This is a genomic window from Streptomyces sp. NPDC054842, assembly GCF_053611025.1.
The window spans coordinates 60122-86032 of sequence record NZ_JBSGZN010000006.1 but is presented as its reverse complement, the minus strand read 5'-3'; the positions used below and the strand labels follow the sequence as shown (position 1 = coordinate 86032).

Below are 25911 nucleotides of genomic sequence, written 5' to 3'. Positions count from 1 at the left end.
GTGTGCCCAGGGGGCGGCTTTCGTGGAGGACTTCTGGTCCGGCGTCGGTGTGGACCTGCATCTGGAGCCGGACCCGGCGGAGGGACGCCGGGCCGGACTGGAACGGGCGCTGCGGGACGCCGTGCGCGAGGGACGGCTGGCGCCGGGCACCCGGCTGCCCGCGACCCGGCGGCTCGCCGCCGAGCTGGGCATGTCGCGGGGGACCGCCAAGGCCGCCTACGACCAGCTCGTCGCCGAGGGGTACCTGCGGGCCCGGCAGGGCTCGGGCACCGAGGTGGCGGCGCTGCCCACGGACGGCGTGCCGTCGGCCGCGGGCGACCCGCACACCCGCGCACCCCGTTTCGACCTGCGGCCGGGCAGCCCCGACGTCGGCACGTTCCCGGCGGCGGCCTGGCTGCGGGCGCTGCGGCGGGCGATCGCGACGGCGCCCTCGATGGCGTACGACTACGGGGATCCGCGCGGCCGGGTCGAGCTGCGCACGGCGCTGTCCGCGTACCTGGGCCGGGCCCGGGGCGTGATCGCGCCGCCCGAGCGGATCGTGATCACCTCCGGGTACGTGCAGGGGCTGGCGCTCCTGACCCGGGTCCTGGACGGCGGCGTGGTCGCCATGGAGGACCCGGGGCTGCCCTTCCACCGGGACGTGGTCCGGCGGGCCGGCGGGCGGGTGGTGCCGGTGCCGGTCGACGAACGCGGGCTGTGCGCCGCCGAGTTGGGCGACGAGGACGCCGTGGTCGTCACGCCCGCGCACCAGTACCCGACCGGGGTGACCCTGCATCCCGAGCGGCGGCGGGCGCTCACCGACTGGGCCCGCGCGAACGGCAGGCTCGTCGTCGAGGACGACTACGACGGGGAGTTCCGCTACGACCGGCAGCCGGTGGGGGCGCTCCAGGGCATGGCGCCCGGTCACGTGGTGTACCTGGGCACCGCGTCCAAGACGCTCGGTCCCGCGCTGCGGCTGGGCTGGATGGTGCTGCCGCCGCACCTGGTCGACGCGGTGGCCGACGTCAAGCTGCACAGTGACCACCACACCGAGTCCATCGGGCAGTTGGCGCTCGCCGAGATGGTGACCGGTCACGCGTACGACCGGCATGTGCGGGCCTGCCGGCTGCGCTACCGGCGGCGCCGGGACCAGCTCGTCTCGCTGCTGGGCGCGCACCGGAGGGTGCGCGGGATCGCGGCGGGGCTGCACGCCCTGGTGGAGGTGCCTGACGAGGCGGAGGTCCTGGAGCGCGCGGCCCGGGAGGGTCTCGCGGTCGGGCGTCTCGGGGACCACTGGCACACGGCGGGCGAGGGGCGGCCGCAGGGGCTGGTCGTCGGGTACGGGACGCCCCGGGAACGGGTCTATCCGGAGGCGCTGGAGGCGCTCGGACGGGTGCTGGGCGGGGTGCGGCGGGGGCGCGCGTCCGCGAGGTGAGGCAGAGCGGCGCCCCGCGATTGGACCAGTGACAGGGCCTCGGAATGGGCCTGTCGAACGGTCCAGCGGGCCCCTAGCGTCGAGTGCATGACGAACTCCGCCGCCCGGTCCCCGCGTCCGGCGCACGGCCCGGGGAAGGGCCTCCGCCTCGTTCCGCCGCCCGGCCCCCGGCGGATCCTCGCCGCCGCGCAGCTCGCCAACTCGGTGGGGGACGGCGCCTATTACGTCACCTCGGCGCTGTACTTCACGCACGTCGTCGGACTGCCGGCCGGACGCGTGGGGCTGGGGCTGACCGTCGCCTGGGGGGTGGGCTCGCTCGTCGGCGTCCCCCTGGGGCGGCTCGCCGACCGGCGCGGCGCGCGCGGCACGGCGGTGCTGCTGGCGCTCGCGACCGCGGTGGCGGTGGCGTCCTTCCTCGTCGTCCGGGGCTTCCTGCCCTTCCTGCTCGCGGCGTGCGTCTACACCTCCGCGCAGTCCGGGCTCGCCGCGGCCCGCCAGGCGCTGCTGGCCGGCCTGGTGCCCGCCGGGGAGCGGACCGGGCTGCTCGCCCACCTGCAGTCGACGCTGAACGCCGGCCTCGCGGTGGGCGCCGCCCTCGGCGGGCTCGCCCTGCACGCCGGGACCCGGGGCGCGTACCTCGCGGTGTTCGCCCTGGACGCGGTGGGCTTCCTGCTGTGCGCCGCGGTGCTGCTGCGGCTGCCGCCGGTGCCGCCCGTCGGCACCGGGCACGTCCGCGGCCCCGGCGTCCTGCGGGACCGGCCGTACGCGCTGGTCACCCTGCTCAACACCGTGCTCCTGCTGCGGATGCCGCTGCTCAGCCTCGGTGTCCCGCTGTGGATCACCGAGCGGACCGACGCGCCCGCCTGGCTGGTCTCCGCGCTGTTCGTGCTGAACACCGCGGCGGTGATGGTCTTCCAGGTGCGGATGTCCCGCGCGGTGACGGGCGTCGCGTCCGCCACCCGCGCGATCCGGCGCTCGGGGTTCGTGATGCTGGCGTCGTGCGCGGTGTTCGCCCTCTCCGCCGGGGCGGCGCCCCGGGTCGCGGCGGCGGTCCTGGTGCTGGGCGCGGTCCTCCAGGTGGCCGCCGAGATGCAGCAGTCCGCGGGCTCCTGGCAACTGGCCTTCGACCTCGCGCCGGCCGGCCGCACGGGCGAGTACCAGGGGTTCTTCGGCACGGGCGTCACGGTGGCCCGCACCCTGGGCCCGCTGGTCCTGACGGCGCTGCTCGTGGGGTGGGGGACACCGGGCTGGCTGCTGCTCGGCGGGGTGACGCTCGGGGCGTCGTACGCGATGGGGCCCGCGGCCCGCCGGGCGGAGGGGCGCCGCACGGGACGGGCACCGGCGGGCGGCGGGGCCGCGCCGTCCGTCACCGGCGTGAACCCGGCGTACGGGCGCCGGGGTCCCGAGCGGGAACCGGAGGCGCGCCGGGTACGTCCGGAAGGGCGGGTGCGCGAACCGGTTCCGTCACCCGGAGTCACCGGCTCAGGGCGGGAATGAGCCAGTCCGCAACAGCTCGCCGGGGGTCGCCGGAAGCGTTTCGGGAACGCCGGCCGCGACCGGGGGCGCGTGCGTCGGCGTCCACGCGGGGGCGGGGCGCCGCCCTGCGCTCCCGGGCCCCGGACGTAGAAACAAACCGCCTTTTGCCGTACACGTCCGCAGCGTCGATGACCAAATCTCGGTAAAGTTTTCCGGATTGTCACCGGGTGCGGACGGTCGGTTGGCCATCCTCATGACCTGCGGATTGACGGCGCACCAGGGCTGTGACCTCGGTGCCGCCAAAGACGTGGATCGCGGCCACCCACCTGAAGCGTGAAGCGTGTCACGTTTGGCTGACCCACCGCTTTGCTGGTAGTCGTTCGCTCGTGATCAGTGGCCGACGGGACGACTGAGACCGCCCGTCGGCCGTGATGCGTCTGGCCCGATCTCAACAGGCGGTTTTCCCGTGGGCACGTTTAGTTAGACCTAAGGCTTCACTCCCGTCCGTGCTTACGCACAAGAACATGAGGTCCGCATGAACGCATCCCACGACTCCGCGGTCGAAGAGCCAGGGAAGACGGCCGCCGTCGGCCCGGAACGGATCTCGCTCGTGCGGCTGGCTGCGCAGAGTAACGGCGCCGCCTCTCCCGCTCTCACCCGTGTCGTGTCGAACGGCGTCGAGCGGCGCGGTCCGGGCCGGGTGGCGGTCGCGGCCTTCAACTCCTCCGTCTGAGCCCGAGGGCAGCCACCACACGCATGACAGCCATGGGCCGACCACCACTCCCCTTACGCCAGTTCGTGCTCAAGATGCACAGTCGCTGCGACCTCGCCTGCGATCACTGCTACGTCTTCGAGCACGCGGACCAGAGCTGGCAAGGTCGGCCCATCGTGGCCTCCGACGCGGTCCTGAGGGCCACGGCGGAACGTATCGCCGAGCACGCCGCCGCCCACCGCCTGGACACCGTCCACGTGGTGCTCCACGGAGGCGAACCCCTGCTGGCCGGCCGGGCCAGACTGCGCACCGCGGCCGAGGAGCTGACCCGGGCCCTGGACGGTGTGTGCGCCCTCGATCTGCGGATCCACACCAACGGCGTCACCCTGGACGAGCGGTTCTGCGAGCTCTTCGCGGAGTTCGGCATCAAGGTCGGCATCTCGCTGGACGGCGACAAGGCGGCGAACGACCTCCACCGCCGCTACCGCGACGGACGCAGCAGCCACGACAAGGTCGTGCGCGCCGTCTCCCTGCTCAACCGCCCCCGCCACCGGCACCTCTTCGCCGGCCTGCTCTGCACCGTCGACGTGCGCAACCCGCCGGTCGCCGTGTACGAGGCGCTCGCCGAACTCGCCCCGCCCCGCGTCGACTTCCTCCTCCCGCACGCCACCTGGGACGAACCGCCGCCCGGCACCGGCGGACCCGGCATCGGCGAAACCCCCTACGCGGACTGGCTGCTGGCCGTCTACGACCGCTGGACCGCCGACGGCCGCCCCATGGACGTACGGCTCTTCGACTCCGTCCTGAGCACCCTGCACGGCGGGCTCAGCCTCACCGAGTCGCTCGGCCTCGCGCCCTCCGACCTCGCCGTGATCGAGACCGACGGCACGTTCGAGCAGGCCGACTCCCTCAAGACCGCGTACGACGGGGCACCCGCGACCGGTCTCGACGTGCACACGCACACGCTCGACGAGGTGGCCGCCCATCCCGGGGTGGTGGCCCGCCAGCAGGGGCTGGAGGGGCTGTGCGACCAGTGCCGCGCCTGCCCGGTCGTGCGGTCCTGCGGCGGCGGGCTCTACGCCCACCGGTACCGGACCGGCAGCGGGTTCATGAACCCCTCCGTCTACTGCGCCGACCTGCTGCGCCTCGTCACCGACATCCGGGACCGGGACATGGACGAACAACTTCCTTTCAGCTCGAGCCAGTTCGACGACCTCGCCGCGGGCCTCGGCGCCGGGGAGACCGTCGACCTGCTGGCCCGCCACGAACTCGCCGTCAATCGCGAGCTGTTGGCGGCCGTCTGGCGGGAGAGCCCGCACGACGCGCTCGGCGAGACCGCCTGGGCGACGCTGGCCACGCTGGACTCCGCGGCGCAGGAGTCGGTGGACACGGTCCTCGCCCACCCCTACGTACGCCCGTGGGCCGTCGAGGTGCTGCGGAGCGACGAGGGCCGGACCGCGGCCATGCGCGGCGTCGCGGAGATCGCCGCCGCCGCCGCGGTGCGGGCCGGGCGCCCGGCCCGCGTCACCGTCCCCGTGCGCGACGGCGTGCTGCGGCTGCCGACCCTGGGCACCCTCGCGGTCGACGGCGCCGCCGAGGCGGAGGTGCGGGTGTCCGGCGACGGCTTCACCGTCACCGCCGCCGGCCGGGACCTGGCCGTCCCGTCGAAGGGCACCGGACCCGAGGGCTGGCACGGCAGCCGGCGCCACGAGCTGGACGGCTGGGCGGTCACCGTGGAGGACACGGACCCGCTGCGGGACTGCCACGGCCACCCCGCGCGGACCCGGCTCACCGAGGACGAGGCGGAGGCCTGGCGCACCGACCTCGTCGCCGCGTGGGACTGGATCCGCCGTGAACTGCCCGCCTACGCACCGGGGATCGCGTCCGGCCTGCGGGTGATCACGCCGCTGCGGCCCTCCCCCGACGGCTCCGACATCAGCTCCGCGGCGCGCGACGCCTTCGGCGCGGTGGCCATCGCCCGCCCCGCCGGACCGGAGGTGCTGGCCCTGCTGCTCGTCCACGAGTTCCAGCACGTGAAGCTCGGGGCGCTGCTCGACCTGACGGACCTCTACGACCCGTCGTGCGAGCGGCTGTTCTACGCGCCGTGGCGCCCCGACCCGCGCCCGCTGGAAGGGCTGCTCCAGGGCACGTACGCCCATCTCGCGGTGATCGAATTCTGGCGTGCGCAGTGGCGGAGCACCACGGGCGAGCGGTCCCGGGCCGCGGAGACGCACTTCGCCCGGTGGCGGGACCAGACGGCGGAGGCGGTCGAGACGCTGGCCGGCTCGGGCGCGCTCACCCCGCTGGGCGAGCGGTTCGTCGCGGGCATGCGGGAGACCGTACGGCGGCTGCTCGCGGACGAGATCGGCGAGGACGCCCTGCGGGCGGCGCGCAGGGCGGCCGAGGAGCACCAGGCCGGGTGGGCGCCGCGCTAGAGGTGCCGCCCGGGCCGCCCCCGGGCGCCCGCCGGGCCGCCAGGGACGCCCGGCCGGAGGGCGCGGAGCGGAAAGCCGGACGTGTTTGTCCTGTTCCACACAGGACTTGTGTCTTCCTACACTGGGGTCCTGTCACGGGATGTCGGGGGGTCATACGTGCAAGCAGACACGGGGAGGGGCCGGGGCGGGAATCCGTTCTTCTTCCTCAGTTACGCCCATACCCCGAAGCACGGTACGGGCGACGCCGACCCCGACGCCTGGGTCAAGAAGCTGTACGACGGACTGTGCGAGCACATACTCCAGCTGACCGACCTGCCGACGGGGGCCAAGGTCGGCTTCCTCGACCAGGGCATGGCGGTCGGCACCCGGTGGACCGACGAACTGTCGGAGAACCTCGCCCGCTGCAAGGTGTTCGTGCCGCTGTACTCGCCGCGCTACTTCATGAGCGAGCAGTGCGGCCGGGAGTGGTGGGCCTTCTGCCAGCGGCAGATCAGCCGGCGGGTACGCGGCGCCCCCGCCCGGGAGAGCGCGATCATCCCCGCGTTATGGGTGCCCGTGGAACCCGCCCAGATGCCCCAGGTCGCCAGTGAACTGCAGTTCAACCACGGCGCCTTCGGACAGGATTACGCGGAGGAGGGGTTCTACGGGCTGACCAAACTCCGGTACCTCCAGGACGCGTACGAGCGGGCCGTGTACCGGATGGCGCAGCGCATCGTGAAGATGGCCAAGGAGACCGAACTGGAGGAGGGGCAGGTCTACAAGGACTACGAGTCGCTGCCCAGCGCTTTCGGGTCCCTCGGCCACCCGCCGCAGTTCGACATCTCGGTCCTGGCCTGCACCCGCTCCGACCTCCCGCAGGGCTGCAAGCCCGACTACTACGGGGACCTGCCGCACGACTGGAACCCCTACCACCCCGAATCCGCCCAGCCCCTCGGCGACCACGCGGCCGACCTGGTCCGCGCCATGGACTACAAGGTCACCATCGGCAACTTCGAGTACGACGCCGAGCGCATGCTCAGCCCGGGACCGCCCAAGGTTCCGGGGCTGCTCCTGCTCGACCGGTGGGCGCTGCACTCCACCCGGGGCAGGGAGCTGGCCGACCGGCTCACCGAGGACAGCCGTCCCTGGATCAGCGTGATGCTGCCGCAGAACAAGGACGACTCGGTGTCCGCCGAGAAGGAGAAGAAGCTCAAGTCGCTGACGGACCGGGTGCTGACCGCGCGGCCGGGGGAGGACGCCGGGCACCGCTCGCTGAGCGCGGGCATCCGCACCCTGGACGCCTTCGGCAGCGAGCTCCAGACGGCCGTCCGACGGGCCGTGCACTACTACGAGGAACATGCGACGACCTACCCACCTGCGGGACCGCCGACCCGGCCCCCACGGCTGAGGGGACCCAGCGACCTGGGCTAGGACCTCTCGCACCACCGGCACCACCGCACGACCGAAGGGCGACGGAGAAGCGAGCCGAGAAGGCGGAGGGCATGCGCATGACGGAGAACCGCAAGGGCACCGTGATCACGTTCTACTCGTACAAGGGCGGTACGGGCCGGACCATGGCGCTCGCGAACGTGGCGTGGATCCTTGCCGCGAACGGCCACCGGGTCCTGGCCGTCGACTGGGACCTGGAGGCGCCCGGTCTGCACAAGTTCTTCCACCCCTTCCTGAACCCCTCGTTACTGCGCGCCACCCCCGGCCTGGTCAACCTGATCGACGACTACCGCCGCGAGGCCCTGCGCGACCTGCCCGACCGCTCACCCGACTGGCACCGCAGCTACGCGCGCGTCAGGCCGCACGCGCTCTCCCTCGACTGGCCCTTTCCCGACGGCGGCAGCCTGGACTTCCTGTCCGCCGGCAAGCGGCACCGCGACTACCCCATCGTCGGCAACATGGACTGGGACCACTTCTACGCCAGCTACGGCGGCGGCCAGTTCTTCGACGCGATGCGCGCCGACATGCAGCGCTACTACGACTACACCCTGATCGACAGCCGCACGGGACTGAGCGACCTCGCCGACATCTGCACCGTGCAGATGCCGCACACCCTCGTCGTCTGCTACACGCTCAGCGACCAGAGCATCGAGGGCGCCGCCGCCGTGGCGCAGGACATCAAGGAAAGGTACGGCGACAAGGGCATCCGCATCCTGCCGGTCGCCATGCGCATCGACCTCGGCGAGAAGGACAAGCTGGACGCCGGGCGCGCCCTGGCCCGGGAGCGCTTCGCCGGCCTGCCCTCCGACCTCCAGGCGGACCAACTCGCCGACTACTGGGCGTCGATGGAGATCCTGTACCAGCCGTACTACGCCTACGAGGAGATCCTCGCCGCGTTCGGTGACCCGCCCAAGTCGGCCAACTCCATGCTGAGCGCCTGCGAGCGGCTCACCTCCGTCATCACGAAGGACCGGGTCGGCAAGCTGCCGGCGATCAGCGAGACGCGGCGCGCCCAGTACAAGGGGGCCTACACCCGGCGCCGTCCCGTGCCGCCCTCGCAGCTGATGCTCTACTACGTGTCCGAGGACCGGATGTGGGCGGACTGGCTGGAGTCGGTGCTGCGCGGCGCCGGATTCGAGGTGGTGCCGAAGAACGTCCAGACGATGTCCACGGCCGAGATCGGCGCCGACGCCATGCCGGGCGCGACCCACCGGGTGCTCGCCGTGCTCTCGCCGAGCTTCGTGGACTCCCGCAGGGCCCGCGCGGCCTGGGAGGCGGCCGTGCACTCCGGCGGCTCGGAGAAGCGGCAGCAGGCGGTGGCCGTCCGCGTCGACGACGTCCAGCTGAGCATGCCGTTCGCCAGCCGGGGCGTCATCGACCTGAAGGGCCTCGACGAGTCGCAGGCGTACGCCGCGCTGCTGACCGGGCTCGACCGCGCGGACGCGGTCTCCGCCGTGACCCCGGGGGCGCGCGGCCTGCGCTACCCGAGCGTGAGCCGGCGGATCTCCAACATCCCCACCCGCTACCGGTGGTTCACCGGCCGCTCCACGATCCTGGACCGGCTGCGCGAGCAACTGGCCACCGGGCGGCCCGGACAGCGCCTGCCGCAGGTGCTGCACGGCCTCGGCGGCGTCGGCAAGACGCAGCTCGCCCGCGAGTACGCCCACCGCTTCATGGCGGACTACGACGTGGTGTGGTGGGTGGACGCCGAGCAGCCGGAGCTGGTGCCCGCCAAACTGGCGGCGCTGGCCCAGCAGTTGGGGGTGGGCGGCGGCGACGTGGGGGAGGCGGCCGAGGCGGCCGTCCAGGCGCTCAGGGAAGGCCGGCCCTACGACCGCTGGCTGCTGATATTCGACAACGTCGAGGACCTCGACAAGGCGCTGGACCTCTTCCCGGACCAGACCGCGCCCGTCCACGACCCCGTCTACGGCCACCTGCTCGTCACCACCCGCGCCCGCCCCACCTCCACCCGGGTGCAGCCGCTGGAGGTGGAGGTCTTCACCCGGGAGGAGAGCGTGGAGCACCTGTGCCGCCGGGTGCCCGGGCTCAACGAGGGCGACGCGGGCCGGGTCGCCGACGCGGTGGGCGACCTGCCGCTGGCCATCGAGGTCGCGGCGGCCTGGCTGGAGGCGACCGCCACTCCCGTCGAGGACTACATCGAGCAGCTCCGCGAGCAGTCCACCCGCGTGCTGTCCGTGAAGGAGGCCGTCGAGGCGGTCGAGTACCCCTCGTCGGTCGGCGCCACCTGGAACATCTCCATCAACCGGCTGCGCGAGGAGTCGCCCGCCGCGGCCCGGCTGCTGGAGCTGTGCAGCTTCTTCGCGGCCGAGCCGATCGCCATGAGCCTGATCGGCAGCGACGCGATGATCAAGGCGCTGCTGCCGTACGACAAGCACCTGCGCGCCCGTTACATGCTCGGCCGGGTCACCCAGGCGCTGAACCGGTTCGCGCTGGCCAAGGTCGACTCGACCGACAACTCCATCCAGGTGCACCGGCTGGTGCAGGCCGCGGTGCGCGAGAGCCTCAGCGACGAGCAGTTCGACGACACCGTCCACGAGGTGCACCGCATCCTCGCCGTGGCGAGGCCGCCCGAGGGAGCCGTGGACGACCCCGCGCAGTGGCCCGGTTTCGAGGTGATCTGGCCGCACCTGACGCCGTCCAACATCCGTGAGTGCGCGGAGGAGGAGCCGCGCCAGCTGATGGTCGACCGCGTCCGCTACCTGTGGAAGCGCGGCGAACTGCACGCGGCCCGGACGCTGGCCGCGCAGCTCGACGAGTTCTGGACCACCGAGTTCCCCGACGCCAACGACGAGCAGATCCTCAACCTGCGCTTCGAGCGGGCCAACGTGCTGCGCTCCCAGGGCCAGCACCAGGCCGCCCGCGACCTGGACGAGAAGACGCTCGCCAGCCAGCGCCGGCTGCTCGGCGACGACCACCCCAGCATCCTCATCACCTCCGGCAGCCTCGCCGCGGACCTGCGGGCGCTCGGCCACTTCACGGAGGCCCTGGAGCTGGACGAGCGGATCTACCGGGGCTTTCGCGAGATCTTCGGCGAGGACCACCCGCGCACCCTCTCCGCCGCCAACAACCTCGGCATCGACTACCGGCTGGCCGGGGACGTCGAGGCCGCCCGCCGGCTCGACGACGACACACTCCGCCGCCGCACCGCGCTGCTGGGCCCACTGCACCCCTACACCCTGATCACCAAGGGCCACCACGCCCGCGACCTGCGCGAGCTGGGCGACTTCAAAGGCTCGGCGGAAATTCTGCGCGAGGTCCGCAAGAGCTTCGAGCAGGTGCTCAACCCGGACGTGCCCGAGGTGCTGCGCGCCGACAAGAGCCTCGCGGTCTCGCTGCGCAAGGCCGGGCACATCGGCGAGGCGCTGCGGATCACCGAGGAGGCCTGGCAGACGTACGCCCGCTACCGCGACCGCTACGGCAGCACCATCCCGGAGGCGCTGGCGTGCGGGCTCAACCTCGCCGCGGACTACTTCGCCACCGATCCGGCGGGCGGCGCGGGGCGGGCCGTACAGCTGGTCAACGAGGTGCTGGAGGGATACCAGAACTCGTTCGGCGCCGAGCACCCGTTCACGATGCAGTGCTTCAACAACCTGTCCATCTACCACCGGGCGCTCGACGAGCCCCGGACGGCGGCCGAACTCGCGGAGCGGGCGCGCTCCACGCTGGCCTCCCGCCTCGGCGACGACCACCCCGCCGTCCTGTGCGCCGGGCTCAACCTGGCGAACGCGCAGGCCGACCTCGGGCTCCACGACCGGGCCGAGCACTGGGAGCGGCTCGCGCTGGAGGGCCTGCGCCGGCGGTTCGGCCCGGAGCACCCCGACGTGCTGGTCACCAAGGGCAATCTGGCGGTGTCGCTGCGCGGGCTGGGCCGGGACGACGAGGCCATGCGGCTCCAGCAGGAGGCGGAGAACGCGCTCGCCCAGCTCCTCGGCGACGTGCACCCGGTGACCGAGTCGGTGCGCGAGTGGCAGCGGGTGGGACGCGACCTGGAGCCGCAGCAGATCTGACGCGGGCGCGCGGCGGCGCCGGTCCCGCGGACCGGCGCCGCGACCGTCCTCGCGGGGGCGGGTGGGTCGGGCCGGCGCCTCTCACCGGACGCCTCGTGCCGGGCGCGCAGGAACGGGCGCGCAGGACCGGGGCACTCGGGCCGGACGCGTCGGGCCTGCCGCCTCTTACCGTGAGTTCGGGCCGGGCACCTCGCGCCGGGCGCGTAGGACCGGGCGCCTCGCGTCGGGGCCCGTACACCGGCAGCGTCGGCCGGGCGCCTCGTGCCGGGTGCTCCGGCCGGGGCGCAGGACCGGGCACCTCAGGCCGGGCACGTAGAACCGGGTACCTCGGGCCGGACGCGTAGGACCGGGCATCTCGGGCCGGACGCGTCCGGCCGGACGCCTGGGGCCGGGCGTGTCTGGCCCGGCGTGTCGCTACGGGGTACTGACCGCCCAGCTCAGGATGCGGGTCATCACCCGCAGCGCGCCGAAGTGGGCGGCGCCCCGCTCGACCTCGGCGCTGGCCCCGGGGATGTTCCTCGCCAGCCACAGGGTGTGCTGCACCGGCGCGAAGATGTCGTCCTCGCCGTGCCACAGCAGCACCGGCGAGGCGATCCGCGCCAGGTCGAACCCCCAGCCGGTGCTGAACGCCATCACGTCGTCCACCCAGCCGTCCGCCGAGTCCCGCAGCCCCTCCGCGAAGTTGCGCTCCAGCATGTCCTGGATGCCGGCGTCCGCGACGATCCAGCGGTCGGACTCGGGCAGTTTGCTGCGCATCTCCGTGATGGAGCCCGCCGGGTCGGCGACGATCGACAGGGACCGGCGGCCCAGGGTCGTGGTGACCCGGCGCCGGCCGATTCCGGCGTTGACGTACTCGCGCACGTTCGACTCGGTCATGCCCTCGAACCAGTCGAGCCCCCGGGCGTCCCGCGGGGCGAGGCTGACGAGGGCCCCCGTCCGGGTCGTGCGGTCCGGCAGCAGTGAGGCGCAGGCCAAGGCGTGCGGCGCGCCACCGGAGCGGCCGACCACCGCGAAGCGGTCGAGCCCGAGGGCGTCGGCGATGTCCGCCACGTCGTCGGCGACGGCGCCGACCGTGCGGCCCGGCTTGCGGTCGGAGTCCCCGTACCCCGGGCGGTCGAAGGTGATCAGGCGGATTCCCATCCGGTAGAGCACCGACGGGCGCGGCGCGGGGCCCAGCCTGCTGCCGGGCGTGCCGTGCAGCAGGAACACCGGCCTGCCACCGGGATCGCCGCGCTGTTCCACCGACAGTCGCCGGCCGTCCCCGGCACGCACCATTCGCGGCACTGGCACTCCCCCTGACGCTCTCGGCCGACGGGTCCCGCTCCGGCCAGGACCACCCCCGCGTCCCGTGTCCGGTCGGCCGGACCCGCGGGCCGTGCGACGTGCCCCCCGGCACCTGGGCCCGGGCGGCGCGCCCGGGGCGTCCCTCACGGGCGGCGTGCGGGGCCCCGGCAGCGTGCGGCCGGTTCGGCGACGGCCGTTCCCGGTCCCCCGCCCGTGGCCGGCCGCATGGCGCGCCGACTCCCGCATCAGGCCAGTATGCAGACGGACCCCCACCGCGCCCAGACCGCGTTCAGCCGCTGTTTTCAGGGCAGTTGAGCGGTGCGCCGGACCGTCCCGGCCGCCGCGGCGGACCCCGCGGCACGCCGGGCCTGCGCGGGAGTGGCCGCTAGACCGTCACCAGCGGGGTGCCCTCGCGCCACTTGAGGATCTTGTCGAAGCTCACCACGGCGCCGCCCCGGCCCGGCTTGTTGCCGATGTGCACGTGGTCGGCGAGTTCCTGGATGAGACACAGCCCCCGGCCGTTCTCGTCGTCGCTGCGGGCGACGCGGGCCGGGGGACGCGGGGCGTACGCGCCGGTGCGGCCCGGATCGACGCCCTCCACCGGGGCGGACGGGAACCCGGGCCCGGAGTCGGCCACCTCGATGCGGCAGGTCTCGCCGTCCAGGTAGGCGGTGACCTGGTACGCCTCGGAAGGGCCGCCGGACGCGGTGCCCCCGCCGTGCTCGACGGCGTTGGCGCAGGCCTCGCTGAGCGCGAGGGAGAGGTCGTACGAGACGTCCGGGTCGACGCCCGCCGTCTCCATGGTGCCGAGCAGCAGGCGCCGGGCGAGCGGAACGCTCGCGGCTTCGCGCCGCAAGCGGAGTGACCACCAGATGCTCATGCTCCAGCCTCCAGGCCGCGGCTCGACATACCGTTACGTATTGCCGCCAGGACCGGTGTGCAATCGCCCACACCCCGTGATGCCGCCCATACGGCGGATGCGTACACGCCCAGATCGGTGTATGTGGGGACACCGGGAATCCGCATATGCGCCGGCGACTCCCCCCGAAGCGGCCCAATCCGGTCGTACGTCATCTTGCGGACCTGCCGTCAACCGGACGGGGGGCCAGTGCGATGATGAGCCCGCCATGACTGCCCCCCACCAGCGCACGGCGCGCACCGGACGCGACGTCCGGCTTCTGCGGGCCGCGGTGTTCGCCGCGGTCTGCGTCGCGCTGGCCGCGGCGGGTCACGGCATCGCCTCCTGTGCCGCGGTGCCGTGGTGGAGCGTGGGCGCCGGTTTCCTCACCGTCTTCGCCGTCGCCGCCCCGCTCGCCGGGCGCGAGCGGGCGCTGCCGGGCATCGCCGCGGTGCTCACGGCCGGCCAGAGCGCGCTGCACGTGCTCTTCGGCCTCGGCCAGGGCACGGCCATGACCACGGCGTCCGGCGGTTCGCCGGCCACGGGCGCCTCCATGACGTCCATGGCGTCGGGCATGTCGGACGCCTCCCTCGTGGCACGTGCGGCGCGGGTGGTGTGCGGCGCGTCCGCGGCGGCCATCAGCCCCGCCCAGGCGCAGCGCATCCTCGGCGACGCCCGGATCGACCCGCACGCGGGGCACTCCGCCGCGGCGGAGTCCATGCACCACTCGACGGACGCCGTGTCGGCCGCGGCCGGCTCGTCGATGTCCGTCCTGCCGTCCCTGCCCATGCTGCTCGTGCACCTGCTCGCGGCCGTCGCCGCCGGCTGGGTGCTGCGGCGCGGGGACCTCGCGGTCCTGCGCCTCATGCGGCTGTCCGCGCACGGCGTGGCGGAGACGGCCCTGGTCCGGTCGCTGCGTGCGGCGCTCGCGCTGGTCCGTGCCCTGCGGGCCGGGCTGCCGGGCGCCGTCCGCGGGACGCCGCGGGCGGTGCGGACCGCGCCGCCCCCGCCGCCCTCCCCCCGCACCACCGCGCTCCAGCACTCGGTGATCAGGCGCGGCCCGCCACCGGCCCCGGTGTTCCTCCTCGCCGCCTGACACGGCGCACCACTCCGCTCGGAGAACCACTCCGTCCCGAGGCGTGCCGCCGTGCGGCACCGCGCGCGTGCCCGCCCACGGGCGGGACCGACCCGGGAGGGCCGCCTCCGGGCCGACCCCGGAACGGTTTCCAGCCGCTTCCGCAACGGGTCCGGCCCCGGGCGCCTCTTCGTACGCGCTTACGACCTCATCGGACCATCACGCACAGTGGAGTGTTCTCTGCCATGAAGGCTTCCCGTATCGCCGCCTCCGGCGTCCTCGCCGCCTCGGCCGTCGTCGTCCTGTCCGCCCCCGCCTTCGCGCACGTCAGCGTGCAGCCGGAGGGCGTCGCCGCCAAGGGCGGTTACGCGACGATCGACTTCAAGGTCCCGAACGAGCGGGACGACGCCTCGACCACCAAGCTCGAGGTCAACTTCCCGACCGACCACCCCCTCGCCTCGGTGATGGCCCAGCCCCTCGACGGCTGGGACGTGAAGGTCACCCGGTCCAAGCTGGACAAGCCGATCGAGCTGCACGGCAAGAAGATCGACGAGGCCGTCTCGAAGGTCACCTGGACCGCCACCGGCAAGGGCATCCAGGCCGGCTTCTTCCAGAAGTTCCCGCTCTCCGTGGGCCAGCTGCCCGAGGACACCGACGAGCTCGTCTTCAAGGCGATCCAGACGTACGACAACAAGGAGGTCGTGCGCTGGATCGAGCCGCAGGAGGACGGCGCCGAGGAGCCGGAGAACCCGGCGCCGGTGCTCGCGCTGTCCGCGGCCTCCGAGGACGGCCACCACGGCTCGGCGAGCGCCGAGAAGGCCTCCGACGAGGAGAAGGCGGAGCACGGCGAGACCGAGGCCGCCTCCTCGTCCGACAGCAGCGACACCCTCGCGCGCGTGCTCGGCGGCCTGGGCATCCTCGTCGGCGCGGCGGGCGTGGCGTTCGGCGTCCTGGCCGGCCGCCGGCGTACCGAGGCCTGAGGCCCACCCCTCCCGGTGCGCACCGGGGAGCCGTACGACGTCGCCGTCCGGCACGGCGTACGACCCCGGTGCGCACCGGCGCACTCACATCTGGGACATTTTTCTATGCGCAAGAAGACGTACGCCGTGGCCGCCCTGTTCGCCGCGGCCGCTCTGACCCTGACCGCCTGCGGTGCCGACGACGGCGACAAGCCGGTGGCCGAGGTGTCCGCCGAGGCCGGCTCGGGCAAGGCCGCGACGGTCCTCGACAAGCCGTTCGAGAAGCCGGACCTCGTGCTCACCGACACCCACGGCGAGAAGTACGACCTGCGGAAGGAGACCAAGGGCAGGCCGACGCTGGTCTACTTCGGCTACACCCACTGCCCCGACGTCTGCCCGCTCACCATGAACAACCTCGCGGTCGCCAAGAAGCAGCTGCCGAAGGCCGAGCAGGACAAGCTGCGCGTCGTGTTCGTCACCACGGACCCGGAGCGCGACACCCCGGCCGCGCTCGGCACCTGGCTCAAGGGGATCGACCCGTCCGTGGTCGGTCTCACCGGCGACTTCGACACGATCCAGGCGGGCGCCCGCACCCTCGGCATCTCCATCGAGCCGTCGAAGAAGGACAAGGACGGCAAGGTCGTCTCGGTGCACGGCACGCAGGTCATCGCGTTCTCGCCGAAGACCGACGGCGGCTACGTCCTCTACGGCGAGGACGCCACCGTGGACGACTACACGAAGGACCTCCCGCGGCTCATCAAGGGGGAGAACCCGTGAGGCGCCCCGCCCGTGCCGCCGCCGCGGCCCTTGCGGCGGCGACGGCGGTGCTGGCGCTCGCCGGCTGCGGCGGGTCCGGTGACAGCCCGGCCGGACCCGAGCTGAAGGTGACCGGCGCCTACATGCCCGCGCCGTCCATGGCGGACATGGCGGCCGGCTTCTTCACCGTCACCAACTCCGGTGGCGCCGACACCCTGACCTCGGTCACCAGCGACCTCTCGGACGAGGTCACGCTGCACGCCACCGAGGGCGGCGCGATGGAGGAGCGGACGTCCTTCACGGTGCCCGCGCGGGGCGAGCTGGACTTCGCCAGCGGCGGCAACCACGTGATGTTCGAGAAGCTCGCCCGCAAGCCCGTCGAGGGCGAGAAGGTGGCGGTCGAACTGCACTTCGCCAAGTCCGGCACGGTGAAGGTGTCCATGCCGGTGAAGTCCGCGACGTACAACCCCAAGACCGGGCACTGAGGGAGGGATCCACCGTGACACAGGCCATCGCTCCCCGTCCCGTCCGCGGCTCGGCCGTGCGGCCGTGGACGCTGCTGGTGCTGCTCCTGGCCGTCGCCGGCGCCCTGCTGGCGGGCGCCGGGCCGGTGTCCGCGCACGCGGCGCTGACCGGCAGCGACCCGAGGCAGGGAGCGGTGGTCGACAGGGCGCCCACGCAGATCACGCTCAGCTTCTCCGAGAAGGTCGCGCTGTCCGGCGACTCGGTGCGCGTCCTCGATCCCGAGGGCAAGCGGGTCGACACGGGCGACCCCGCCGACCTGGGCGGCGCCATGTACGCCGTGAAGCTGCACGCGGGCCTGCCCGACGGCACGTTCACCGTCACCTACCAGGTGGTGTCGGCGGACAGTCACCCCGTCGCGGGCGCCTACACGTTCTCCATCGGCGCGCCCTCGCAGACCTCCGTCTCCGTCTCCGACCAGGCGGCGGGCGGCGGAGTCGTCGGCGGCCTCTACGGGTTCGCCCGCTACCTCTCGTACGCGGGCTTCGTCCTGCTGGTCGGCGGCGCGGCCTTCGTGCTGGCCTGCTGGCAGCGTGGCGCGGGCGTGCGGCCGGTGCAGCGGCTCGTGGTCGGCGGCTGGCTCGCGCTCACCGGCGCCACCCTCGCGCTGCTGCTGCTGCGCGGCGCGTACACCGGCTCGGGCAAGTTCGCCGACGTCTTCGACCTGGGCCTGCTCGGCCAGGTGCTCCAGACCAAGACGGGCGCGGCGCTGGTCTCCCGTCTGCTGCTCCTCGCGGCGGGCGCGCTGTTCATCGCGGTGCTCTTCGGGGCGTACGTGAAGGAAAGCGAGGCGGGCTCCCAGGACTCCCCGGATTCCGCGGGCGAGGCGGGCGCCGGTACCGCGGGTGGCGACGGGGCCGGGGCTCCGGCCCACGCCGACGCGGAAACGGACGCGGACGCGGACGCCGAGGCCGACGCTGCCGCGCAGCGGCGGGACCTCACCTTCGGGCTGGGGATCGGCGGCGGTGTCGTCGCGGCGGGGCTTGCCGCGTCCTGGGCGATGTCCGAGCACGCGTCGACCGGCGTCCAGCCGGGCATCGCGATGCCCGTCGACGTCCTGCACCTGCTGGCCGTCGCCGTCTGGCTGGGCGGCCTGGCGACGCTGCTCGTCGCGCTGCACCGGGCGCCCTCCGACGCCCCGATCGAGGCGGGCGCCGTCCGCCGCTTCTCCCGCGTCGCCTTCGGCAGCGTGGTCGTACTCGCGGCGACCGGGATCTACCAGTCGTGGCGCCAGGTCGGTTCCTGGCGGGCGCTCACCGACACCGGGTACGGGCAGCTGCTGCTCGTCAAGATCGGCCTGGTCGCCGTCCTGGTGGGCATCGCGTGGATCTCCCGGCGCTGGACCGCGCGGCTCCCGGAGGAGACCTCCGCGCTCACCGCCGCCCCGGTGCGCGTCCCGGCGGCGAACCACTCCGGACTCCGCCCGGCGGAGCCCGCGAGGGTGCCCGCCGGTTCCGGCGCGGAGACGGAGGCCGGGTCGGGCTCCGGTCCCGAGGCGGGGGCCGGGTCCGAGAGCGGGGCCGGGGCCGACTCGGGGTCCGGGGCCGAAGCCGGAGTCGAGTCCGGGTCCGGGTCCGCGGACTCCGTGCGGGCGGCCCAGCTCGCCCGGCAGCGCGCCGCGATGGCCACCGCGCGGGAGAAGCGCGTCCGGGACGCCGACCCGCACCGCTCGGGTCTGCGCCGCTCGGTGCTGGCCGAGGCCGCCGTCGCCGTCGCGCTGCTCGCCGTCACCACCGTGCTGACGTCCACGGAACCGGGCCGTACGGAGGAGCAGGCCAGGGTGGCCACCGCGGCCGCCGTGCAGCGGACCGGGCCGCTGACCCTCACGATCCCGTTCGACACCGGCGGCCAGGACGGCCGGGGCAGCGTGCGGCTGACCCTCGACCCGGCCCGCGTCGGCGGCAACGACCTGCACCTGTTCGCGGAGCGCCCGAACGGCAAGGCGTTCGACGTGCCCGAGGTGAAGATCGCCTTCACCCTCGGCGCGAAGGACATCGGCCCGCTGCCGGTGGTCCCCGACCGCATCGCCACCGGACACTGGACGGCGACCGGGGTGCAGATCCCCATGGCGGGAGACTGGGAGATCGCGGTGACCGTACGGACCTCCGACATCGACCAGACGACCGTCAAGAAGAACGCGAAGATCGGCTGAAGCACCATGCCTGACCAGTCCACTCCGGAAGCCCCCGCCAGGGAGGCCGCCCCCGGGGAGACGCCCGCGGCGAACGGCCCCCTCGGGGGGACGCCCGGCTCCCGTCCGGGTGCCCTCTCGCGGCGGCGGCTGCTCGGCACGGCCGGCGCCACCGGCCTCGCGCTCGGTGCGGCGGGCGGTGCCGCCGGGTACGCGGCGGCGTCCGGCGGCGAGCGGTCCACGCCGCTGACCTCGCTCGGCGCGGACACGGTGATGTTTCACGGGAAACATCAGCCCGGCATCACCACGCCCCTCCAGGCACGCGGTCACCTGGTCGCCTTCGACCTGGCCGCGGGCGCGGGCCGCAAGGAGGCGGCCGCCCTGCTGCGCCGCTGGTCGCGGACGGCCCGGCGGCTGATGGCCGGGGAGGCCGCACCCCACGACGACACCGACGTCGCCCGCGACTCGGGTCCCGCGTCCCTGACGGTCACCTTCGGCTTCGGGCACAGCTTCTTCACCCGGACGGGACTGGAGAAGCAGCGCCCGGCCGCTCTCGACCCGCTGCCCGACTTCTCCTCCGACCGGCTCGACAAGGCACGCAGCAACGGCGACCTGTGGGTGCAGATCGGCGCGAACGACTCCCTGGTCGCCTTCCACGCCCTGCGCGCGCTCCAGAAGGACGCGGGCGGCGCGGCCCGGGTCCGCTGGCAGATGAACGGCTTCAACCGCACCCCGGGGGCCACCGCCCAGCAGGGTCTGACCGCGCGCAACCTGATGGGCCAGGTCGACGGCACCCGCAACCCGAAGCCGTCCGAGCCCGACTTCGACCGGCGGATCTTCGTGCCCGCCTCGGGCGACCCGGCGTGGATGGCGAACGGCTCCTACGCCGTCGTGCGCCGGATCCGGATGCTGCTCGACGACTGGGAGAAGCTGTCGGGCAAGGCCCAGGAGGACGTCATCGGACGCCGCAAGTCGGACGGGGCGCCGCTGACCGGCGGCACCGAGACGACCGAGCCGGACCTGGAGCGCACCGGCGCGGACGGCAAGCTCGTCATCCCCCTCGACGCGCACGCCCGTATCACCCGGCCCGACCAGAACGGGGGCGCGGCGATGCTGCGCAGGCCCTTCTCCTTCCACGACGGTTTCGACGCGGACGGGATGCCCGACGCGGGACTGCTCTTCATCTGCTGGCAGGCCGACCCGCTGCGCGGCTTCGTCCCGGTGCAGCGCAAGCTCGACCGGGGTGACGCGCTGTCGGCGTTCGTCCGGCACGAGTCGAGCGGGCTGTTCGCCGTGCCCGGCGGGGCCGCCGAGGGGGAGTACGTGGGGCAGCGGCTGCTGGAGTCCTGAGGACCGGGGTGGTCGGGGGTGTACGGGGTGCGGGCCGCCGCGTCCGGCGCCTGGCGGGCGCGGGAGTCGCCCGAGGTCTCTCTCCACGGCTCGGGGGCTCTCTCCACGGCTCGGGGACTCTCTCCACGGCCGGTGGCCGGGGCTGTCTCCGGGGCCGGGGTCGGGGCTTCCTGCACGGTCGGCGGGGCTCCCTTGAGCGCCGGGGGCCGGGCCGGGCCGGGCCCATTAGGGTGAGGTCATGCCAGCCAGCTACGCGTATCTCGGCCCCGAGGGCACCTTCACCGAAGTGGCACTGCGCACGCTTCCGGAGGCGGCCACCCGGGAGCTCGTCCCGATGGTCTCGGTCCCGGCGGCGCTCGACGCCGTGCGCAACGGCGAGGCGGAGGCCGCGTTCGTGCCGATCGAGAACTCGGTGGAGGGCGGCATCACGACCACCCTGGACGAACTGGTCGCGGGCACCCCGCTGATGATCTACCGCGAGGTGCTCCTCTCGATCACCTTCGCGCTGCTGGTCAGGCCGGGCACGACGCTGTCCGGGATCAAGACGGTGACGGCGCACCCCGCCGCGCAGCCGCAGGTCCGCAACTGGATGAAGGCCAACCTGCCGGACGTCCTCTGGGAATCCGCCGCCTCGAACGCCGACGGCGCGCGCCTCGTCCAGGAGGGGCGTTACGACGCGGCGTTCGCGGGCGAGTTCGCGGCGGCCACGTACGGCCTGGAGGCGCTGGAGACCGGGATCCACGACGCGGAGAACGCCCAGACCAGGTTCGTCCTGGTGGGCAGGCCCGCGCGTCCCGCGGCGCCCACCGGCGCGGACAAGACGTCGGTGGTCATCTGGCAGCGCGACGACCACCCCGGCGCCCTGTTGGAGCTGCTCCAGGAGTTCGCGGTGCGCGGCGTCAACCTGATGCTCCTGCAGTCCCGGCCCACCGGTGAGGGCATCGGCAACTACTGCTTCGCCATCGACGCCGAGGGCCATGTCTCGGACAGCCGGGTCGGCGAGGCGCTGATGGGGCTCAAGCGGGTCTGCCCGCAGATCCGCTTCCTCGGTTCGTACCCGCGTGCGGGAGTCGGCCCCGAGGACGTGCGCGCGCCTCGCCCCGGCACGTCCGACAGCGAGTTCACCGCGGCGTCGGACTGGCTGGCGCGCTGCCAGGACGGCCGCTTCTAGCGGCGTGTCGCACACGGGGCCCGACGGTCCGGTCGCCGGCCGGTCGGAAAGCCGTGCCCGGGCCGCCCGAAGGCCGGTTCACGCTGGTCCTACCAGCAGATTTGCGTTGTCCACAGAAGTTATCCACAGGTTCCCTTCTCGACCTGGGGACAAGTCGACAACGAAGCGTGACGCAGTCGACAAATCGCCCTACAGCCCCCAAGAGTGTCCACAGCCCCTCAGGTCACCCTTCGCTCACCCGTTTCCGTCGATCAATCCCTTAGGGCGAACCATTTCCACTCGAAAGTGGGTGGTGAGACGGTTTGACTGAGCAATTCCCCGCCCGCCATGCGGCTTTCGGAACGATCACTCGCGAAGTCCACAGATCTTCCGCACAGCCTGTGGATAACTTTTCGCGACCGGGAATCCTGTGGACAACCCGGCCGCCAAATCCCCGTCACCGCAACGGAATCCGGTCAACCACCCGGCGAGCCCTTGCCCCCTTTCAGGGAGTACGACCGCTTTTATTGACGGTCGTCGAAGATCAATTCCGGTCGCCCCGCAGGCCATTACGGGCCACTCCCGTGATCATTTCCCGGTCCCGCGCATTCACCGAACGAATCGCCCAAACCACCCAAAACTGGCACGCGGGAATATCGAGTCGTGAGCGCTGAGCGCACACCGGTAGCCTTGAGGGGTGATTGACCTTCGCCTGCTCCGTGAGGACCCCGACCGTGTGCGTGCGTCGCAGCGCGCCCGTGGAGAGGACGTCGCGCTCGTCGACGCCCTCCTCTCCGCCGACGAGCGGCGCAGGTCGTCCGGCCTCCGCTTCGACGAGCTGCGTTCCGAGCAGAAGGCGCTCGGCAAACTGATCCCCAAGGCCTCGGGTGACGAGAAGGCCGAGCTGCTGAAGAAGGCCGGCCAGCTGGCCGCCGACGTCAAGAGCGCGGACGCCGAGCAGCACGAGGCGGACGAGGAGACGAAGGCCCTGCTGCTCCGGCTGGGCAACCTCGTCCACCCGGACGTGCCCGTCGGCGGCGAGGAGGACTTCGTCGTCCTGGAGACGCACGGCACCATCCGCGACTTCGGCGCCGAGGGCTTCGAGCCCAAGGACCACCTCGAACTCGGCGAGGCGCTCGGCGCCATCGACGTCGAGCGGGGCGCCAAGGTGTCCGGCTCGCGCTTCTACTACCTGACGGGTGTCGGCGCGCTGCTGGAGCTCGCCCTCGTCAACGCGGCGATCGCCCAGGCCACCGAGGCCGGCTTCGTCCCGATGCTGACCCCGGCGCTGGTCCGCCCGCGCGCCATGGAGGGCACCGGCTTCCTCGGCCAGGCCGCGGAGAACGTGTACCACCTGGAGAAGGACGACTACTACCTGGTCGGCACCTCCGAGGTCCCGCTCGCGGCGTACCACATGGACGAGATCCTCGACGCCGACAAGCTGCCCCTGCGGTACGCCGGCTTCTCGCCGTGCTTCCGCCGCGAGGCCGGCACCTACGGCAAGGACACCCGCGGCATCTTCCGGGTGCACCAGTTCGACAAGGTCGAGATGTTCTCGTACGTCCACCCCGAGGACGCGGAGAGCGAGCACCGCCGGCTGCTGGAGTGGGAGAAGCAGTGGCTCACCGGCCTCGAACTGCCCTTCCAGGTGATCGACGTCGCCTCCGGTGACCTGGGCTCCTCGGCCTCGCGCAAGTTCGACTGCGAGGCGTGGATCCCGACCCAGGGCAAGTACCGCGAGCTGACCTCGGCCTCGAACTGCGACGGTTTCCAGGCCCGCCGCCTGTCGGTGCGCATGCGCGACGGCAAGAAGGTCCAGCCGCTGGCCACGCTGAACGGCACCCTGTGCGCCGTACCGCGCACGATCGTGGCGATCCTGGAGAACCACCAGCTGGCCGACGGCTCGGTGCGGGTGCCCGAGGTGCTGCGCCCGTACCTGGGCGGCCGTGAGGTCCTGGAGCCGATCGCCAAGTGAGCTACGCCACCGGGCCGTTCCCCTACAAGCTCGTCGCCACCGACCTCGACGGGACGCTGCTGCGGCCCGACGACACGGTCTCGGCGCGCACGCGCGAGGCGCTCGCCGCGGTCACCGCGGCGGGCGCGGCGCACATCGTCGTCACCGGCCGCGCGGTGCCCTGGACGCGGCACATCCTCGACGAGCTCGGCTACGAGGGGCTGGCGGTGTGCGGGCAGGGGGCGCAGGTCTACCACGCCGGGGAGCACCGGCTGCTGACCTCGGTGACGCTGGACCGGCAGCTGGCCGGGCTGGCCCTCGCCAAGATCGAGGCCGAGGTCGGCCCGCTGCTCCTCGCGGCGAGCCGTGACGGTCTGGACGGCGAGGTGCTGGTCGGCCCCGGTTACCGGGTGCACGAGGGCCCGCTGCCGTACGTGCCCATCAAGGACGCCGACGACCTCTGGTCGGCGCCGCTGAACAAGGTGTACGTCCAGCACCCGACCCTCTCCGACGACGAGCTGGCCGAGGTGGCCTCCCGGATCGCCGGCGGTCTGGTCGGGGTCACCATGGCGGGCGCGGGCATCGTGGAGCTTCTCCCGCTCGGCCTGTCCAAGGCCACGGGGCTGTCGCTGGCGGCCCGCCGGCTGCGTATGAAGGCCGCGGACACGATCGCCTTCGGCGACATGCCGAACGACGTCCCCATGTTCGCGTGGTCGGCGTACGGGGTGGCCATGGCCAACGCGCACGCCGAACTCAAGGCCGTGGCCGACGAGGTGACGTCCTCGAACGAGGAGGACGGGATCGCCGTCGTGCTGGAGCGGTTGCTCGGTTAGCACCTGGCGTTCGCAGCACGCCGGCGTCGAGCGGATGGTGCGTCGTGCGGAGGATGCGCGGATCGAACGCGCGCGGGGGACGACCCCGACCACGGCTTAGCAAGCCGGTGCCTTGCCTCTCGGCCAATCCTCCGGGTGGGCGGCCCGCGCGGAGATCACGCGCTCGAAGCGGCCGCCCCGGGCAGCTCACGTGCGGAGCGGACTCGACGGAGGTGACTACTCCGGAGACCGCCGCGGGCTGCCCTGCGGGGAACTCGACGTACTGCCCCTGAATGGCATGGTCGCGCTCCTCTCCCAGGACCCGGCGCCGGCCCGAACCGGCTGCGTGGACACCACCACTGTGCCCGGGCGCCGACGTGGACGCCACCGATTAACGGGCGGGCGGAGACCCGCGCGGGACCGGCGTCACGGGACGGACGGCGGCGAACCGGCAACGCCTCTCAGCGTCGTCGCCACCTGCGCCGGCGGCCCTTGCCGAAGAACCACCCCGCGGGCGGCTCGTCGGACCGCCAGGGCTGGGGGTCGGGGCCCCCGTCACGCCAACGGGCGGCCAGCATCCGCGCCCGCGCGGACGGCTCCGCCGCCTCCGCGGAGCGTATGAAGTCCTCGTCGAGCACGAGGCCGTCGAAGACGTCCCCGGCCTCCTCGCGACCGTCGCCGTGCGATTCCTCCGCCATCCCCGTCCTCCTGTCCGAGCGTGCTCCCGCCCCGTGTTCTCAGGCCCGGTGGAGCCGGCGCCCAAGCGAGAAGGGGGCTCCACGCGCGTGCGTGGAGCCCTCTTTTTCACTCCTCCCCGGCCAGCTTCAGCGTCCGCAGCTTCTGGCCCGCGTACCAGGTGGCGAGCACCGTGACCGCGACCAGCAGCACCGTCGCGGTCGGCAGTCCCACGTCGGAGGTGACGAGGTCCCCGCCGGTGACCTTGTGGGCCACTGCGAGCGACCACTGCTGGACGCTGAGGGTGCGGGCCCCGGCGACGAGCGTCCCGAACAGGGCCTCCCAGACCAGCGCGTAGACCAGTCCGAAGACCACCGCGTGCCGGGTCACCGTGCCGAGCAGCAGGAAGAGCGCCGCGTACGCGATCGAGGCGACCAGCGCCGCGACCGTGTAGGCGACCGCGATCTGCTGGCCGTTGCCGTTCAGGATCAGGCCGGCGACGAAGGTCGGGACGGCGGAGAACGCCATGGTGACGGCGACGGCGACGATCAGCTTCGTGAAGATGATCGTCGGCCGCTTGACCGGCTTCGCCAGCAGATAGACCACGGAACCGTCGTCGATCTCGGGACCGATCGCGCCCGTGCCGGCGATCACGCCGATGATCGGCACCATCGTGGCGAGGGCGAAGCCGCCGAGGACGTCGGCCGCCACCTGGTCGTCGGCGCCGGTCAGCGCCCGCACGACGGTGGCGATCACGATCAGCAGGACGGGCAGGGCGGCCAGGATGAGCGCCCGGCGGCGGCCGAGCAGGGCCCTGTAGGTGAGCCGGGCGACTGTGGGGTCGTACATCTT

Annotated in this window: 19 protein-coding genes and 1 tRNA gene; 15 read left to right on the top strand and 5 right to left on the bottom strand. The window is 73.2% G+C overall.

From position 1 onward, the window contains the following. Positions 1-22: 22 nt before the first annotated feature. The 6 genes from pdxR (at position 23) to fxsT (ending at position 11493) form a co-directional block, all read left to right on the top strand. Entirely contained in the window at positions 23-1414 is a 1392-nt protein-coding gene (gene pdxR, locus ACWGIS_RS06825; protein WP_453361435.1) for a MocR-like pyridoxine biosynthesis transcription factor PdxR, read from the top strand. Positions 1415-1501: 87 nt separating this feature from the next. After that, positions 1502-2911: an MFS transporter gene (locus tag ACWGIS_RS06820; protein WP_453361327.1), complete on the top strand. Its 1410-nt coding sequence runs from the start codon at positions 1502-1504 to the stop codon at positions 2909-2911. A gap of 514 nt (positions 2912-3425) precedes the next feature. Next, positions 3426-3623 carry an FxSxx-COOH cyclophane-containing RiPP peptide gene (gene fxsA, locus ACWGIS_RS06815; RefSeq protein ID WP_355790202.1) on the top strand — a complete coding sequence of 66 codons (198 nt, stop codon included), beginning with the start codon at positions 3426-3428 and terminating at the stop codon, positions 3621-3623. Positions 3624-3646: 23 nt separating this feature from the next. Then, entirely contained in the window at positions 3647-6037 is a 2391-nt protein-coding gene (locus ACWGIS_RS06810; RefSeq protein WP_453361326.1) for an FxsB family cyclophane-forming radical SAM/SPASM peptide maturase, read from the top strand. Between the two features lie 156 nt (positions 6038-6193). Further along, complete coding sequence (locus ACWGIS_RS06805; protein ID WP_453361325.1) at positions 6194-7447, top strand: TIR-like protein FxsC; 1254 nt, start codon at positions 6194-6196, stop codon at positions 7445-7447. A gap of 77 nt (positions 7448-7524) precedes the next feature. After that, positions 7525-11493 (top strand): FxSxx-COOH system tetratricopeptide repeat protein, encoded by a 3969-nt coding sequence (gene fxsT / locus ACWGIS_RS06800; RefSeq protein ID WP_453361434.1) that lies wholly within the window; start codon positions 7525-7527, stop codon positions 11491-11493. 414 nt (positions 11494-11907) lie between these two features. On the opposite strand, the gene ACWGIS_RS06795 is transcribed toward fxsT, so the two are convergent. After that, positions 11908-12768 (bottom strand): alpha/beta fold hydrolase, encoded by an 861-nt coding sequence (locus ACWGIS_RS06795; protein WP_453361433.1) that lies wholly within the window; start codon positions 12766-12768, stop codon positions 11908-11910. Between the two features lie 394 nt (positions 12769-13162). After that, entirely contained in the window at positions 13163-13657 is a 495-nt protein-coding gene (locus ACWGIS_RS06790; protein ID WP_453361324.1) for an ATP-binding protein, read from the bottom strand. Between the two features lie 247 nt (positions 13658-13904). Between ACWGIS_RS06790 and ACWGIS_RS06785 the strand changes: the two genes are divergently transcribed. The 9 genes from ACWGIS_RS06785 to ACWGIS_RS06745 all read left to right on the top strand — a co-directional run bounded on the left by ACWGIS_RS06785 (position 13905) and on the right by ACWGIS_RS06745 (position 24405). After that, entirely contained in the window at positions 13905-14771 is an 867-nt protein-coding gene (locus ACWGIS_RS06785) for a hypothetical protein (protein ID WP_453361323.1), read from the top strand. Positions 14772-14995: 224 nt separating this feature from the next. After that, positions 14996-15730 (top strand): YcnI family copper-binding membrane protein, encoded by a 735-nt coding sequence (locus tag ACWGIS_RS06780; protein ID WP_453361322.1) that lies wholly within the window; start codon positions 14996-14998, stop codon positions 15728-15730. 105 nt (positions 15731-15835) lie between these two features. Continuing rightward, positions 15836-16486 carry an SCO family protein gene (locus ACWGIS_RS06775; RefSeq protein WP_453361321.1) on the top strand — a complete coding sequence of 217 codons (651 nt, stop codon included), beginning with the start codon at positions 15836-15838 and terminating at the stop codon, positions 16484-16486. Further along, a complete protein-coding gene (locus ACWGIS_RS06770; protein ID WP_453361320.1) occupies positions 16483-16950 on the top strand; it encodes a copper chaperone PCu(A)C in 468 nt (155 codons plus the stop codon). Before ACWGIS_RS06775 ends, ACWGIS_RS06770 begins: the two co-directional genes overlap by 4 nt. A 14-nt stretch (positions 16951-16964) precedes the next feature. Continuing rightward, positions 16965-19139: a copper resistance CopC/CopD family protein gene (locus ACWGIS_RS06765; protein WP_453361319.1), complete on the top strand. Its 2175-nt coding sequence runs from the start codon at positions 16965-16967 to the stop codon at positions 19137-19139. A 6-nt stretch (positions 19140-19145) separates the two neighbouring features. Continuing rightward, positions 19146-20468 (top strand): iron uptake transporter deferrochelatase/peroxidase subunit, encoded by a 1323-nt coding sequence (gene efeB, locus ACWGIS_RS06760; RefSeq protein ID WP_453361318.1) that lies wholly within the window; start codon positions 19146-19148, stop codon positions 20466-20468. Between the two features lie 238 nt (positions 20469-20706). Then, on the top strand, positions 20707-21639 hold the full coding sequence (gene pheA / locus ACWGIS_RS06755; RefSeq protein WP_453361317.1) for a prephenate dehydratase: 933 nt from the start codon (positions 20707-20709) through the stop codon (positions 21637-21639). A gap of 676 nt (positions 21640-22315) precedes the next feature. Next, positions 22316-23593, top strand: a complete 1278-nt coding sequence (gene serS / locus ACWGIS_RS06750) for a serine--tRNA ligase (protein ID WP_453361316.1) — start codon at positions 22316-22318, stop codon at positions 23591-23593. Beyond that, positions 23590-24405 (top strand): HAD family hydrolase, encoded by an 816-nt coding sequence (locus ACWGIS_RS06745; RefSeq protein ID WP_453361315.1) that lies wholly within the window; start codon positions 23590-23592, stop codon positions 24403-24405. The genes serS and ACWGIS_RS06745 overlap by 4 nt, the downstream gene beginning before the upstream one ends. Positions 24406-24452: 47 nt before the next feature. On the opposite strand, the gene ACWGIS_RS06740 is transcribed toward ACWGIS_RS06745, so the two are convergent. From ACWGIS_RS06740 to ACWGIS_RS06730, 3 genes are all read right to left on the bottom strand, one after another. Beyond that, positions 24453-24538, bottom strand: a tRNA-Ser gene (locus tag ACWGIS_RS06740). Positions 24539-24845: 307 nt separating this feature from the next. Further along, the gene (locus tag ACWGIS_RS06735) at positions 24846-25082 is read right to left on the bottom strand and encodes an SGM_3592 family protein (RefSeq protein WP_453361314.1); all 237 of its coding nucleotides are present in this window, start codon (positions 25080-25082) and stop codon (positions 24846-24848) included. A gap of 106 nt (positions 25083-25188) precedes the next feature. Next, positions 25189-25908 (bottom strand): ABC transporter permease, encoded by a 720-nt coding sequence (locus ACWGIS_RS06730; protein ID WP_356163652.1) that lies wholly within the window; start codon positions 25906-25908, stop codon positions 25189-25191. Positions 25909-25911: the final 3 nt, after the last annotated feature.